This window comes from Cupriavidus sp. GW822-FHT06G04, assembly GCF_058799075.1.
In genome coordinates this window covers 1-15000 of sequence record NZ_JBXALD010000011.1, presented here as the reverse complement: position 1 = coordinate 15000, position 15000 = coordinate 1, and the positions used below count along the sequence as shown (strand labels likewise).

At 61.4% G+C, this 15000-nt stretch carries 10 protein-coding genes; all 10 read left to right on the top strand.

The window, feature by feature from the left end:
- Positions 1 to 12: 12 nt before the first annotated feature.
- The 10 genes from AC1RKI_RS22540 to AC1RKI_RS22495 all read left to right on the top strand — a co-directional run bounded on the left by AC1RKI_RS22540 (position 13) and on the right by AC1RKI_RS22495 (position 14964).
- On the top strand, positions 13 to 624 hold the full coding sequence (locus AC1RKI_RS22540; RefSeq protein ID WP_492797407.1) for a hypothetical protein: 612 nt from the start codon (positions 13 to 15) through the stop codon (positions 622 to 624).
- Between the two features lie 308 nt (positions 625 to 932).
- Positions 933 to 8975 (top strand): hemagglutinin repeat-containing protein, encoded by an 8043-nt coding sequence (locus AC1RKI_RS22535; RefSeq protein ID WP_492797409.1) that lies wholly within the window; start codon positions 933 to 935, stop codon positions 8973 to 8975.
- Between the two features lie 173 nt (positions 8976 to 9148).
- A complete protein-coding gene (locus tag AC1RKI_RS22530) occupies positions 9149 to 9550 on the top strand; it encodes an imm11 family protein (RefSeq protein ID WP_490713313.1) in 402 nt (133 codons plus the stop codon).
- A gap of 77 nt (positions 9551 to 9627) precedes the next feature.
- Entirely contained in the window at positions 9628 to 10824 is a 1197-nt protein-coding gene (locus tag AC1RKI_RS22525; RefSeq protein ID WP_492797411.1) for a tRNase toxin domain-containing protein, read from the top strand.
- Positions 10821 to 11069 carry a hypothetical protein gene (locus AC1RKI_RS22520; RefSeq protein ID WP_061960118.1) on the top strand — a complete coding sequence of 83 codons (249 nt, stop codon included), beginning with the start codon at positions 10821 to 10823 and terminating at the stop codon, positions 11067 to 11069. Before AC1RKI_RS22525 ends, AC1RKI_RS22520 begins: the two co-directional genes overlap by 4 nt.
- Before the next feature lie 95 nt (positions 11070 to 11164).
- On the top strand, positions 11165 to 11491 hold the full coding sequence (locus AC1RKI_RS22515; protein WP_084004321.1) for a colicin immunity protein: 327 nt from the start codon (positions 11165 to 11167) through the stop codon (positions 11489 to 11491).
- 164 nt (positions 11492 to 11655) lie between these two features.
- The gene (locus AC1RKI_RS22510) at positions 11656 to 12114 is read left to right on the top strand and encodes a hypothetical protein (RefSeq protein ID WP_492797414.1); all 459 of its coding nucleotides are present in this window, start codon (positions 11656 to 11658) and stop codon (positions 12112 to 12114) included.
- Between the two features lie 111 nt (positions 12115 to 12225).
- Positions 12226 to 12462 (top strand): hypothetical protein, encoded by a 237-nt coding sequence (locus AC1RKI_RS22505; protein ID WP_492797415.1) that lies wholly within the window; start codon positions 12226 to 12228, stop codon positions 12460 to 12462.
- A gap of 55 nt (positions 12463 to 12517) precedes the next feature.
- The gene (locus tag AC1RKI_RS22500; protein WP_492797417.1) at positions 12518 to 14278 is read left to right on the top strand and encodes a ShlB/FhaC/HecB family hemolysin secretion/activation protein; all 1761 of its coding nucleotides are present in this window, start codon (positions 12518 to 12520) and stop codon (positions 14276 to 14278) included.
- 167 nt (positions 14279 to 14445) lie between these two features.
- On the top strand, positions 14446 to 14964 hold the full coding sequence (locus AC1RKI_RS22495) for a hypothetical protein (RefSeq protein ID WP_492797419.1): 519 nt from the start codon (positions 14446 to 14448) through the stop codon (positions 14962 to 14964).
- Positions 14965 to 15000 lie beyond the last annotated feature (36 nt).

Below are 15000 nucleotides of genomic sequence, written 5' to 3'. Positions count from 1 at the left end.
TTTTCCTATCTCTTGATGAATCCCTCGATAGACATCGTCCGGACGGAATCGGCCAGACGCATCCAGCGATGTTGGCACGCGTTTGCAACCGGTCGGCGATATGCGCCAGATGATGCCAGGGCACTTGCCCGGCGTCTTGGCAATCCGGTTGTCGACGAAAGCGATTACTACGCGTCGCTGTCGAAGAAACGCGTTCTCTTTTACATCAATGGCGCATCTGGAGACCCAACTAATGGGCATTCGGCCTTTATATTCGACGATGCGTTCTGGCATCTCGTGATTGGTGTCAGGTCGTTGATGACGGCTCGCGGGCAGTCCAACTTTTCGCGATACCCAATCGCTCATCGACCGCGCAATGACCTGTACTCGGTGATTTGCTGCCATGACGCCTGGTCGGTGGATACCGATCCCCATTACGCGGCGAAGGTCAGGTACCTGGTCGGCAAAGGCGTCTTCTTCACGCTGCGGGAACAATATGCGCCGCTTTTTCTTCCCGCGTTTCATGCCGAGCGTGAACAATTCATCGCCTCACCGTTTTCGTACGGTTTTCATTACAACTGCAATACCCTCGTTCGAAATGTTCTCATGCGGATTCTCCAAATGGCCATTCGCAAGCCGGTGTAATGCATCGATGTAAGGGAAAAGGGGCTCAGAGAAATCGGTTGGCCATTTGTTGGTGCATGTGATCATCGCTGGCAGGGAAGTCTGCTCGGGTGTGAGGCCGCAGGCGGCTTCAGATGGCTCGCATTGGAACTCGACCGATATTTGCGACCCGGGCGCATTCTGGTCCAGCGCTTATCACGTCGGACTATCCCACGCATATAGAAAATATCCGAATCAATCGAATTGACGATCTTTGAGATTCATTAACCTTTGATCGACACCTTCTCGGTTAACGTGCGCCACCCAGTCCCCTGCACCTGACCGAGACTATGAATCGCTGTTGCTATCGAGTCGTTTTCAACCGGCGTCGCCGCATGTTCATGGCGGTCCAGGAGTCGGCGACTCGCCAAGGCAAGGGCCGCGACGGCGGCAGCCCGGCCGCGACGACCACCGGCGAAGCGCACACCGTGCGCTTCGCGCGGCCTGCGATGGGGCTTGCGGTCTGGATGGCTTTGGGCCTGCCAACAAGTGGCTGGGCGCAGGTGGTGGCGGACCCCAACGCGGGCGCAAATCGGCCCACGATTGGCCAAACGGGAAACGGCCTGCCGCAGGTCGATATCACGCGGCCGTCGGCCGCCGGCGTATCGACCAACGCCTACACGCAGTTCGACGTGCCCAGGGCGGGCGTTATCCTCAATAACTCGCCGACCGTCACCGCGACGCAACAGGCTGGGTACATCAACGGCAATCCGAACCTGCTGCCCGGCGGCTCCGCACGGATCATCGTCAACCAGGTGACGAGCACGCTGCCGAGTCAGTTGCGGGGATATCTGGAGGTGGCGGGGCCACGCAGCGAAGTGATCGTGGCCAATCCCAACGGGATTCTGGTGGACGGCGCTGGCTTCATCAACACCAGCCGCGCCACGCTTACCACCGGTGTGCCCGCATTTGGGGGCAGCGGCAGCCTGGACGCGTTTCGCGTCACCGGTGGCCAGATCACGGTCCAGGGCGACGGCCTGAATGCCGCGCGCGTCGATCAGGTCGATCTGATTGCGCGGGCGGTGCAGGCGAATGGCGCACTGTATGCGGACCAGCTCAATGTCATTGCGGGCGCCAACCAGGTCAGCCATAACAGCTTGAGCGCGACGCCGATTGCGGGCGCGGCTGCCACGCCCACGGTGGGGATCGATGTCGCGCAGCTTGGCGGGATGTATGCCAACAAGATCCTGCTGGCCTCGACCGAGCATGGCGTGGGCGTCTCGCTGCGTGGCGTCGCTGCGGCACAGGCCGGAGACCTGACGCTCACCACCCAAGGCAAGCTGGTGCTGGCCGGGCAGGCCAACGCGAGCGGCAACGTGGCTGCCTACGCGCGCGACGGGATCGACAACACGGGCACGACGTACGGCACGCAGGGCGTTTCGGTCACCACCGATGGCGCACTGTCGAACAGCGGCACGCTAGCCGCGCAGCAGTGGCTCAACGTCATGGGCGACAGTGTGTTCTCGACCGGGACGATTGTGGCCGGCGTAAACGCGGATGGCACCATCGCCACGGGCGCGCAGGACGGCGTGACGAGTGGCGTCATCGGTGGTGTCATCGGCGGCGACGGCGATGTGCGGCTCGCGGCCGGAACAGTGACGAATCACGGGCAGGTCATCGCATTGGGCGATGCCACGATTGATGCGACGTCGCTCGACAACGCCGCAGGCACCATCGTCGCCGGGGGTCAGCTCGATGTGGCGACATCCGGCGCGATCAGCAACCGCCAGGGCAATCTGTACGGCCAGTCCGGCCTGTCGATCAGCAGTAGCTGGCTGGACAACAACGGCGGGTCGGCACAGACCCATGGCGACCTGACCGTCAGCGCAACCGGCGCCGTCACGAATACCGATGGGATGTTGGCGGCAAACGGCGATCACGGCAGCCTATCGGTTGCCGGCGCCAGCGTGGATAACACGCGCGGCGTGATCGGCAATTCGGGCGACGGCGCGACCACGGTCACGGCTTCCGCCACGCTCACCAACACCGCCGGCAGGCTGGGTGGCAATGGCGACGTCAGTGTTCACGCCCAAACACTCGCGAACAATACCGACGGCACGGCCGGCGCGCTGCTGGCCGCCGGCGGCGCGTTGCATCTCGACGTTGCGACCGCGGTGGACAACCGCAGCGGGTCGCTCTACGGCGGCAACGGCCTGACGCTGGACCAGGCCGGCGCGACGCTCGATAACACGGGCGGCCAGATCCTCGGCGGCACCGACGTAAAACTGAATGTCGCATCGCTGAACAACCTGAGCGGCGCGATCCGGGCCAACCAGGACGTCGCCGTGGCCGGTGCCATCTCAGGCAGCGGCGAGATGGCGGCCGGGCGTAATTTGTCGCTGGCCATCGTGGGCGACTACAGCAACGACGCCGCGAACAGGCTGCGCGCCGATGGCGACATGCTGGTGTCCGCGACTGGCACGCTGACCAACACCGGCACGCTAGCCGCAGTCGGCGGGCTGACCGTCCAGGCGGCCGATGTCGTCAACGCCGCCGGCGCGGATATGAACGGCACGACGACCACGGTCACCGCTGCGAACGCGCTCGCGAATGCGGGCCGCATCGAAGGCGATACGGTCTACACGAACAGTCCGTCGATCATCAACACCGGCACGATCCTTGGCAACAACGTCACCGTGCAAGGTACGGACGTCATGAACCATGGCGCCAGCGCCCTGATGGCTGCCGTCCAGAACCTGAACGTCTACGCCAGCGATTCGGTACAGAATCTGGATGGCGCCACGCTCTACAGTGCCGGCAACCTGCAAATCGCCCGCGATGGCAGGCGAGACCCCGATACCGGCCTGCTGGTAGATCAGACGAAAGCCCTGACGAACAGGTCGGCCACCATCGAGGCCGAAGGCGATATCGACATCGCGGCCACGCAGGTCAGCAATACGCGCACGAGCATCGTGACCGCGCCCGGGACGCCCACATCGACCAGCCAGACGCTGACGATCTGGCAGGCCGGACTCTCGGACGGGGAACTCAGCCACCACACCAGTATCACCTTCCCCGGTTGGACCTGGAATGCCAGCAACGCACAGGTCAGCACGCCCCAGACGGAAGCCTTGCGCGCACCGATCACGGTGACGGTGGACAAGTCGACCGTCACGGGGTTGGACATCGGCAAGCAGACGCTGACATTCACTGAGTCGCCGATCGAGCAGTATGTGGGGTACGCCGCGGCGCCCAACTGCGATGTCGGCACGGGCATCTGCTCGCGCCCGATTGCTACCCATCCGACCCAGTACTACCAGTCGATCACCGACAACGGCAGCACCTACAGCATTACTTTCTGGCCGGATTGGGACCCGAACCAGCACATCCGGCCGGATCAGGTGCGTCAGGAGAACTTCGGGCACGACTACAACGAGATCGCCCGAACCACCGTCACCACCACGGCCACCGACCAACTGATCAGCGCCTCGGACCCGGCCAGGATCCAGGCCGGCGGCAGCATCCGCATCCACAGCAGCGGCGGCAACATTCTGAACCAGTCGTCGATCATGGCCGCGGGCGAAGACCTGATCCGGGTTGCCGCAGAGGGCGCCGTTCAGGATATCGGCACCGCATTGCAGCAGACGGTAAGTACCGCGGAAACCTCCACGTTCTACTGGCATCAGCGCACCGGCGGCAGCCAGGACTGGCAGGACGTGGCGTATCCGTCGACGCCACAGGCGCCGACCACGGTCATGGCGCTGCCGGCCATTGCGTCGGCCAACCAGACGGTGCAAACCAGCGCGCAAACGATCGACATCACGACGGTGAACCGCTCGGGCGAGATCGTCACCGGTAGCGGCGTATCGGGTGGAGGCGCGCAAGACGTCATCGCGAACCTGCGGCTGCCCAACAACGACCTGTATCACTACCAGAGCGCACCGGACGCGACGTACCTGATTGCCACCGATCCGCGCTTCACGCAATACGGAACCTTCCTCTCCAGCGACTACATGCTTGGCCAACTGGGGCTGGACCCCATGAAGACGCAGAAGCGGCTGGGCGATGGCTTCTACGAGGAGAAGTTGATTCGTGATCAGGTCACGCAACTGACCGGCCGCACCTTCCTGGCGGGCTACAGCGACAACCTGACCGAGTACCGGGCGTTGATGGACAACGGCGTGGCCTATGCCAGCGCTTTCAATCTGACACCCGGAATCGGCCTGACGGCCGATCAGATGGCACAGCTCAGCACCGACATGGTGTGGCTGGTCAGCCAGGATGTGACGCTGCCCGATGGCTCGCAGCAGACCGTGCTGATACCGAAGCTCTATCTCGCGACATCGCACACCGTCGACCTGCAAAGCTCCGGGGCGCTGGTGACCGGCAGCCAGGTCAGCCTGAATGCGTCGGGCGACGTCACCAACAGCGGCAAGCTGGTGGGGGATCTGACCACCCAAGTGCTGGGCCACAACATCGTCAACCGTGGCCAGATCGGCGGCACCGGAACGATCGTGGTGCAAGCCCAGCAAGACGTGCGCAACGTCGGCGGGCGCATCACCGGAACGGATACGCTCGTCACGGCTGGGCGGGACGTGATCAATGCCTCGCAGACGATCGCCAATACGACCACGCTGGCCAGCGGCAACAGCGCCAGCGCCACGGGCATCGGCGCGGTCGCCTCGATCTCGGCCACGAACAACGTCGGTGTACTTGCCGGACGCGATATCTCGATGAACGGCGGCAGCGTGAGTGCCGGTAAGGACGCGCTGCTCGGCGCCGGCCGCGACCTGAACCTCGGTACGGTGGCAACCGGTACCACCCAGGATGCCTCCGCGCACGGCGGGCAGGATTATCTGCACGACCTGACCATGGTCGGCGTTGGCAGCAGCATCGAGGCCGGCGGCAATGTCACGGCCGTCGCAGGCCGCGATGCCACGCTGAGTGGATCGGCGATCCTGGCCGGCGAAGACGCAACGCTGTTGGCTGGGCGCAACACGACGGTCACGGCGTCCCTGGACACGCACACACGCGACGCGGGCGCGTTCAGCAACAAGCAGTCTCAGTTCACGGAGTTGTCTCACGACGAGACCGCGCGTGGCAGTTCGATAAACGCGGGGAACAATGCCACGTTGGGGGCCGGGCAAACCGTGGCCGGCACGATACTGCAAGCCAATGGCATCACGCCTGTGGCCACCGACGTCGGCGGTACAGCCGGCGGCAAGGTCGGCGACCTCGCCATCCTCGGCTCATCGGTCACCACGGGCAGCGCAAACGGTGATGGCGGCGCGGCCACGCTCGCCGCAGCGGGCGACGTCACCGTCGGCACCGTCACCGAACAGCACACTTCCGAGGGATGGTCCCAGACGCGGCGCTCGGGCTTTCTGTCCAAGGAGCAGACGACCACGCAGACAAGCCAGCAGCAATCCGTCGCGGTGGGCTCTCTCGTATCGGCGGACAGCATCGCCGCCAGCGCTGGTCGGGATCTGACCGTGATGGGTTCCAGCATCGCGGGCAGTGGCGACGTTTCCCTGCACGCCGACCGCAATCTCGTGATTGGCGCGGCAGAGAATTTGACTTCGAGCACCACGTCGCAGGACACCCGCAAGTCGGGCATGTTCTCGAGCGGCGGCGCTTCCGTGACGTTCGGCAAACAGCAGGTCAACCAGACACAGTCTGAGCAGTCCATCACCCATACGGGCTCCATGGTCGGCAGCGTCGACGGAAACGTCAGTCTGAGTGCGGGCGAAGGCTATGCACAGACCGGCAGCGCCGTGACGGCACTACAAGGAGACGTGGACATCCGCGCCAAGACAGTCGATATCACGGCTGCCACGGATTCCTGGCGTTCCGACCAGGAATCCCACTTCAAGCAAAGCGGCCTGACGATTGCCGTGTCGAATCCGGTGCTTGCCGCGGCGCAGACCGCCACCCAGATGGCGCAGGCCCAAAGCCAGACCAGCGATACGCGCATGAAGGCGCTCGCCGGGGCGGCCACCGGGCTGGCAGGCAAGAACGCCTTCGATGCGGTGAGCAAAGATCCGCAGGCCGCCGGCGGCATCAGCCTGAGCATCACGGCGGGCAGCGCGAAGCGCGATAGCACGCAAACGCAGACCAGTACGACGGCCCGTGGCAGCCAGGTCAACGCTGGCGGCAACGTGAGCATCCAGGCGACGGGCGCCGGTCAAGGCAGCAACCTCAACATCATCGGCAGCGACATCGACGCTGGCAACGACCTGCGTCTCAAAGCCGACAATCAGGTCAACCTCCAGGCCGCAGTCAACACGGCCGAGCAGCACAGCACCAGCAAGAGCGTGTCCGGCGGCGTGGGCGTGGCCGTCGGCTACGGCTCCAACGGCGCGGCCTTCGGCGTGACGGCCAATGCTGCCGCTGCCCGACGGAATGCCGATGGCAACGACGTGTCGTGGACCAACGCCCACGCCACGGCAGGTAACACCCTCACCATCGAATCGGGCGGGGACACCAACCTCAAAGGCGCGGTGGCGTCCGGTAATCAGGTCGTCGCCAACGTGGGTGGCAACCTGAACATGGAGAGCCTGCAGGACACCAGCACGTATTCCAGCAAGGACCGGTCGACCAGCGGCAGCGTGACGATCGGTAATGGTTTCTCGGGCAGCGCGAGCGTCAGCCAGCAGAAGATGGACAGCGACTTCGCAAGCGTTGGCGAACAGACCGCGATCCGGGCCGGCAGCGATGGCTATCAGATCGACGTCAAGGGCCATACCGATCTCGCGGGCGCGGTGATTGCGGGCGGGGCAGCGGACAAGAACAGCTTGTCCACCGACACCCTGACCGTCAACGACATCCAGAACCACGCCGATTACAGCGCCAGCAGCATCGGGATGGGTGGCGGCTATTCGTCGGGCGGCAGCAGCGGCAAGTCGGGCGTCGGCGTCAATCAAAGCGGCGAGGCTTCGACGGCTGGGTCCGGCGCCGTGCCGGGCACCGATCTGCCGACCACAGGCGGCGCTGGCGAGGGCTTCTCGTTCGCGCCCCCGATGGTGGCCGCGGCGTCGGGCGACGCCAGCAGCACCACGCAAAGCGGCATCAGCGACGGCAACATCACGATCCGCGACGATGCGAAGCAGCAGGAGCTGACCGGCAAAAGCGCCGAGGACACGGTGGCCGGCGTGAACCGCGAGACGACGAACACCGAGAATGCGTTGAGCCCGATCTTCAATGCAAACGAGATCAAGGCGGACTTCGAGATCGTGGGCGCGCTGCAGCGCGAATCGGGAATCTTCCTGAACAATCGGGCGACCGAAGCGGAGTCGGCCAAGAAGGCGGTCGAAGCCGCAGCCAAGGATCCGAACGCGTCCCCCGAGCAGATCGCCGCCCTGCAACAGCAGGCCGATGACCTCGCAAAGTGGGGGCAAGGCGGCACGTACCGTCAGGTGATGACGGCACTGACGGCGGCGGCCAGTGGCAACGTGACGGGTTCGACAGCCCAGTTCGCGCAGAACGCAGCGGTGGGGTACCTGCAAGGGCTGGCGGCAAATGAGGTCAAGGGACTGGCGGATTCGCTCGGCAAGGGCACGCCCGAGGCTGAGACCGCCCGCGCTGCGCTACATGCGATCGTCGGTTGCGCGGGCGCCGCCGCGGCCAGCCAGAGTTGCGGAGCCGGCGCGATGGGTGCGGCCACCGCATCGGTGCTGGGTTCGCTGCTGAGCCCGACCGATGGCATGACCGCGGAGCAGAAGCAGGCGCGGGAGAATGCGATTCAGAGTCTGGTGGCCGGGGTGGCGGGTGCGACGGGCGGGAACGCGGCCACGGCGATGAACGGGGCGACGTTTGAGATCGAGAACAATCAACTTGCGCTGCCGCCGCCTACACCGATTTGGACACCCGGAGAGCAGCAGAAGCCTTTCAAGACGCCGGGCAAATCTGCGGATCCGAATACGGCGACCTTGACGGGCAAGCCCGACAAGTCGAAGGATATTGAGTCAAAGCCGTTCTATCAGCCGCTGGTTGAGGGTTTCGAAACGGTAAAGGATATTATCTTTACACCGGTCTCGGAGACCGCCAACAGCAAATATGATTCGATCATTAATCAGGTCCATCATATTTGTACGGACAAGAATTGCGTCGATGCATCAAAGGGTGGGCCATGGACACCCAAGTTCCAAGAACTCTTCGATGGTGCGGGAATGTCGCTGCAAGACGAGGCAAACAAGGTCTTTGTCGAGGGACACAAGGGGCCACACCCACAGGAGTACCATGACGCCGTGTTTAAACGTTTGGAGGGCGCCGTACGTGGAATTCCGGAAAACACCCCCGAGTATAGACAGGCTCTGAATTTTGCATTGGACAAGGTCAAAATCGAAATTGATACGCCAGGCACCACCTTAAATAACTTGGTAACTAAAAAATGAGTCGCAGAAATTTCTATAAGATTAGCCTTGATGGGAACTGCCCAGGACAATGGCACATAGCTCAGCCTGTTGATGGTCGAGGCGAAAAGGTTGTTACCGGCCGCTTTGGCATCGGCAAACTATGGGACACCAGCATTCCACTCCGAAGCAAGATCTACCATCCCGGACATCCCGTGTCCTTCTCGCTCGGTGGGATCGGTAATTACTTTGTGAACAAAACGTTGATGGATGCGCTATTGGCTGCTCTTCCTGCGGGCACTGTGCAGGCCATACCTGTAGATATTGAGGGCGTAGACGAGACATATGAGATCCTCAACGTGCTCGACATTGTCGATTGCGTGGACGAAGCTCGTAGCGGTTTTTCAATGTTTCCGCGCTGGACAGAAGAGGATGGTCAACCGGATAAAGTGGGGGACTATCGCATCGACATCTTGCGCATCGACCCGATGCGCGCTGCTGGGCACGAACTCTTTCGTACCAAAGGCTGGTTGGTCGGGCTCGTATGCTCCGAGCGCATCCGCGACTTGTTGATCTCGCACGGCGTAACGGGGATACGCTTCACCCTGGTGAGCTAACGCATCCGCATCCTGCGGCTTCCGCGCCGGGGCGAATCATCTTCAATGGCAGCGAGATCAAGGCGGACTTCGAGATCGTGGGTGCGCTGCAGCGCGAATCGGGAATCTTCCTCAACAACCGGGCGACCGAAGCGGAGTCGGCCAAGAAGGCGGTCGAAGCCGCGGCCAAGGATCCGAACGCGTCCCCCGAGCAGATCGCCGCCCTGCAACAGCAGGCCGATGACCTCGCAAAGTGGGGGCAAGGCGGCACGTACCGTCAGGTGATGACGGCACTGACGGCGGCGGCCAGTGGCAACGTGACGGGATCGACAGCCCAGTTCGCGCAGAACGCAGCGGTGGGGTACCTGCAAGGGCTGGCGGCAAATGAGGTCAAGGGACTGGCGGATTCGCTCGGCAAGGGTACGCCCGAGGCTGAGACCGCCCGCGCTGCGCTACATGCGATCGTCGGTTGCGCGGGCGCCGCCGCGGCCAGCCAGAGTTGCGGAGCCGGCGCGATGGGTGCGGCCACCGCATCGGTGCTGGGTTCGCTGCTGAGCCCGACCGATGGCATGACCGCGGAGCAGAAGCAGGCGAGGGAGAACGCGATCCAGAGTCTGGTGGCCGGGGTGGCGGGTGCGACGGGCGGGAATGCGGCCACGGCGATGAACGGGGCGACGTTCGAGATCGAGAACAATCAACTTGCGCTGCCGCCGCCTACGCCGATTTGGATACCCGGAGAGCAGCAGAAGCCTTTCCAGACCCCTGGCATGCCCGTGGATCCGAGCGAGGCCACGCTGACTGGTGCGCCAAATAAGGCAAAGGACAATGTAACCAAGCCGTTCATGCAGCCCACGCAGGATTATGTCGATGCAGTGGTAACCGCAACAAAGAAGCCGATCTCCATCCCGTTGCAGATCGTGCAGGGGCTAGGGGCAATTTTCAACAGTGCTGAGAAGGGTTCAAGCCAACTTGGTGGTAGGTCCCTGGAAGACCTCTCGAATGCTGGTCGGCAAGTAGACCCGGCCGATCGTGGCGGCGAGATAACTACGGCAGGACGGGCTCTCCAGAAACACGGAAGCAGGCCAGATAGCGCTTTCCCTTCAGCGAAGGGCAATCCGTCACAGATGAATGACCAAGGCCAGGAAGTACTTGATGGGATATTGAAGTCGCCAGGTGCTACTGTTAAGGACAACAACCGATTTGGTGGTATAGACGTGATCGCACCAGACGGCCGCGGTGCTAGATTTGATGCAGATGGCCGTTTCCGTGGATTCTTGGAGCCCCCTATAAAATGAAGCAAGACCCTAAGCTGGAAATTGTGATCGCTAGCGATGTTGACTACGCAGAGCTGATTGCCGAAATTTATAGCGATGGCAAGTTTGTTGCGCTCGTGAGCCAAGATGATGGCATCAAGCATCTGAAGGTTGTATTCCCTGGCTGCGATGGAAACGAGGTAGCAATCGTGCGAAACGTGGGGCTTGAATGGCTCAAACAAGCACTGGTACAGGCCGAAATAGCACTAGTCGATGGCCGTAGATAGAAAGAGCAACGGGAGTGCCTTATTGCGGTTGAAATCCCGCCTTGCACCCTGCGACGCTATTTATCTCTAACGATCGAGGATGGCAAGAAAGCGAAATGAAGATTGATCCACAACGTCGTTACGCATCACCCGAATCCTTTTTTGATTTGGACGGAAGCGTCGTTATGAAGCTGTCTGCGGATTCAGCGACAGCTATTTGTCGCGCTGCGGGAGCTCGTGGGCTTGTCATCACTCGCGTTGAAGGTGGCATCTGGCACCATCCTGGCTTCGAGGCCAGAGTCGATTGTATTTGGGATGGCGTAGATCCACCCGTGAGTCGTGACGTGGCGATGGTCAATAACAAAGCTGCCCGAGATTTCATCAATGACGAAAAATCAGAACACGATACCTTCGTCATCACGGCGCTGCGTTTTGAAGGTTAGACGGGACAAATTCCGGAAACGGTGGCGCTCTGTTGCGTCAACAATTCTCGGCATGATGTTGCTGCCGCCTACCGATCACCCCAGCGAGAGCCAAAGATTTCGTCCCGCGTTGGCCGCAGGACCATGCTACCGTTGATCCGTACAGAAGACCGGTGTATTAAATCGTGACTACCAAAACACTCGCACAGTTATTCCAACAAGCAAGGGGACAGGCAATTGCTTGGGGAGACGATATGGTAGAGCAAATCTTTCTCCTTCCGCTGCATGCAGGAAATCTCCGCTGTGAGATTCAGTTCCTCGCCATAAAAAAAGTGCCCACTCAGGGTCTCCGCTTAAGGATCGAGAAGGCGTCAATCGAAGTGGAGAATCAGCACTTGACGGATCTTGTGTTGTGGACAGACACAGCACCTGACACGGTTACTTTCGAAGTAAGCGGGAAGGCCGAGCACACGCTGAAAATCTGGAATGTATGGCGAATCGACGGAATCATGCAAGCATGGGTTGGTAATACCGGCATGGTTATTTCCAACAATGACGGCGGTACAACGTTAAGGTGCAGTGACGGTACGCAAAACGTTTCATTCGATGACTTGGTTGCGCATCTCAAATTTCGTCAATGTTAGCGCCAATTATTTCGTGGACAGGACAGATGAGCGCCAACATTTTTTATAAAATTGGCCTTGAGGTGTAGATGAGCCCTATGAAATCCTCAACGTGCTGGAATTGTCGACTGCGTGGACGAGGACCTGACCGGGTTCTCCATGTTTCCGCGCTGGACCGAAGACGACGGCCAGCCAGATAAAGTGGGCGACTATCGCATCAACACCCTGCGCATCGTTCCTACTAAAGCCGCAGGGCACGAACTATTTAGAGTCAAAGGCTGGTTGGTCGGGCTCGTATGCTCCGAGCGCATCCGCGATCTGTTGATTTCGCACGGCGTTACGGGGATACGGTTCACCCTGGTGAGCTAACGCGTCCGCATCCTCCGGCTTCCGCGCCGGGGTGAATCGCCATTTCACAAGACAAATGAAAAATAATTCGCCGGCCACACGGTTGTGGCCGCTTTTTGCCAGTCTTTTGCTTGCAAGTCGCGCAGCATTCGCACAAACAGCGCCAGTCTCGGCTCTGACCACCCGCATCGAACAAGACCAACGCACCCGTCAGCAGCAGGAAGCCCGCGAGCGCCAGCAGTCGGTTCAATCCCCTGGGCTGCGTGCGCAGGAGGTCGGACCAGTCGAATACCCGTCGCTGCCCACTGAAACGCCGTGTTTCCGCATCGATCGGTTCGTCGTCGAAGTCCCTGACAACCTGCCCGCGGCGTCTCGTGCGCAGGGCGCATCGGCTTTGCCACAGGATCCGTTCGCCTTTTTGCGCCAATGGCTGGACCGCTATCAAGCGGCGTGCGTCGGCAAGCAAGGGCTGGATATCCTTCTCAAAGGTGCGTCGCAGGCCATCCTCGGTCGTGGCTATGTGACGACGCGCTTGCTGCTCCCGCAGCAGGACCTGAGTACCGGCACGTTGCAACTGACGCTGATCCCTGGCGTGATCGGCGAACTGCGTTTCACCAACCCGGACTCCCGCGGCACGTGGAAAACAGCGTTTCCGGCCCGACCGGGCGACTTGCTGAATCTGCGCGATCTGGAGCAGGGGCTCGAGCAGATGAAGCGTGTGGCCAGCCAGGATGTGGACATGCAGATTGTCCCCACATCGACGCCTGGTCAGAGCGACGTGGTGATTGCCGTGCGTCGCAACAAGCCCTGGACGCTCGTTGCGTCGATCGACAATTCGGGCTCTCGCTCCACGGGAAAATGGCAAGGCAACGTGAGCGTCGGGGTCGACAATCCGCTCGGCCTGAATGACATCCTCAATATCGGGTACAACCAGGACCTGATGTTCAGCAACAAGGCGCACGGCACGCAGGGGTGGAATGGCTTCTACTCGGTGCCGTGGGGCTACTGGACGGCGACGCTTTCGGCCTATAGCAGCAACTATTTCCAGCAGATTGCCGGCGTTAACACAACGTTCGTCTCGAGCGGCAAGTCAGAGAACGTCGACCTGAAGCTCCATCGCGTACTGCGTCGCAGCCAGAATGATGTGTTCGGCGTGCAGATGCGCCTGACGCGCCGGTTCGGCAAGAGTTTTATCGAAGATACCGAGATTCCGCAGCAGCGCCGCAATAACACGATCCTGGAATTCGGCGTAACCGATCGCCACTATTTCGGTCAGTCCCAACTCGACGCCACGCTGGCATTCCGGCAGGGCACCGGTGGATTTGGCGCACAGGATGACGTGCTGGCGGCCGACGGCGGTCCCACATGGCGCTATCGGATGATGGTGCTCGATGCCAACCTCTCGGTGCCCTTCAAGGTTGCCGATCAGGCCCTTCGCTACGTCACGACGGTGCGCGGCCAGTTCACCAACGATCGCCTGTACTTCGTCGACGACCTGAGCATTGGCAGCCGATACACGGTGCGCGGCTTCGATGGCGAGAATTCGCTGGCGGGCGAGCGGGGCTTCTACTGGCGCAATGAGTTGCAGGCACCGTTAGGTGCCAGCGGGCATGCGCTGTATGTCGGACTGGACTACGGCCGCGTGTATGGACCCTCCACCACGGGGCAGGTTGGTACGCAACTGGCGGGTGCCGTGGTGGGGTTGCGCGGTGGCGTCGGTGCATTGGAACTGGGCAATCTGTCCTACGATGTTTTCCTCGGTATGCCCGTCTACAAGCCCGAGTCGTTCGACACCGCCAGCGTCACGGCGGGGCTGCAGGTCGTCTACCAGTACTGATCATCACGCGGGGCGTTGATCGCGGGCCATTGTGCACTTCATTGTTTGATTTTACGGTTCTCCACAGCATGCGACGCACCGGTCCCGCCCGCACCCAAGGCGCCGCCCTTATCTTGGACAGATCCCACAAAGGGCGTGGCCAATCGACTAATTTATGCACACTCACAATGACACCCACTGAAGCCGCGACCCTCATTCAGAAAAACTGGCGCGCCTTTGTCAAGGATCGACGGTACGTGGCGAACGATTCCCGCGAGATTGCCGGGCGTATCGGGCATCTCGTGGCCACCGAAGGGGATTTTTGGGAATACGTGCGGCGCGGCAGGGTGATCGTGCAGATCAATGGCGCGCCAGACGGCCTGCGGCGCGGACACTCGTGCTTTTTCTTTGAAGGAAAGATCTGGCACTACCTGGTCGGGGAACCCGTCACGTTTCCCGATGGCACCGTGCTATCGCGCTACCCGACGCGCGTCGAGCCGTTCTTCGGCGATTACGGCGGCATCCGGCGCGACTGGATCCAGCGTGACCACGCCTATAACGCCAAAATCAACTACCTGATCTGCAATCGCCGGATTTCCGTCCTGCATGACGCATATACCCGGCATTTCACCGCGGCCTTTAACGCGGAGAGCCAACGTTTTGCTCGGCGGTTTCAAGTGCGAAGTGCAACACCCCTCAGTTATTGAACAGGAAGCCGGTCCGTGGGATTGGCCAGAACCTGA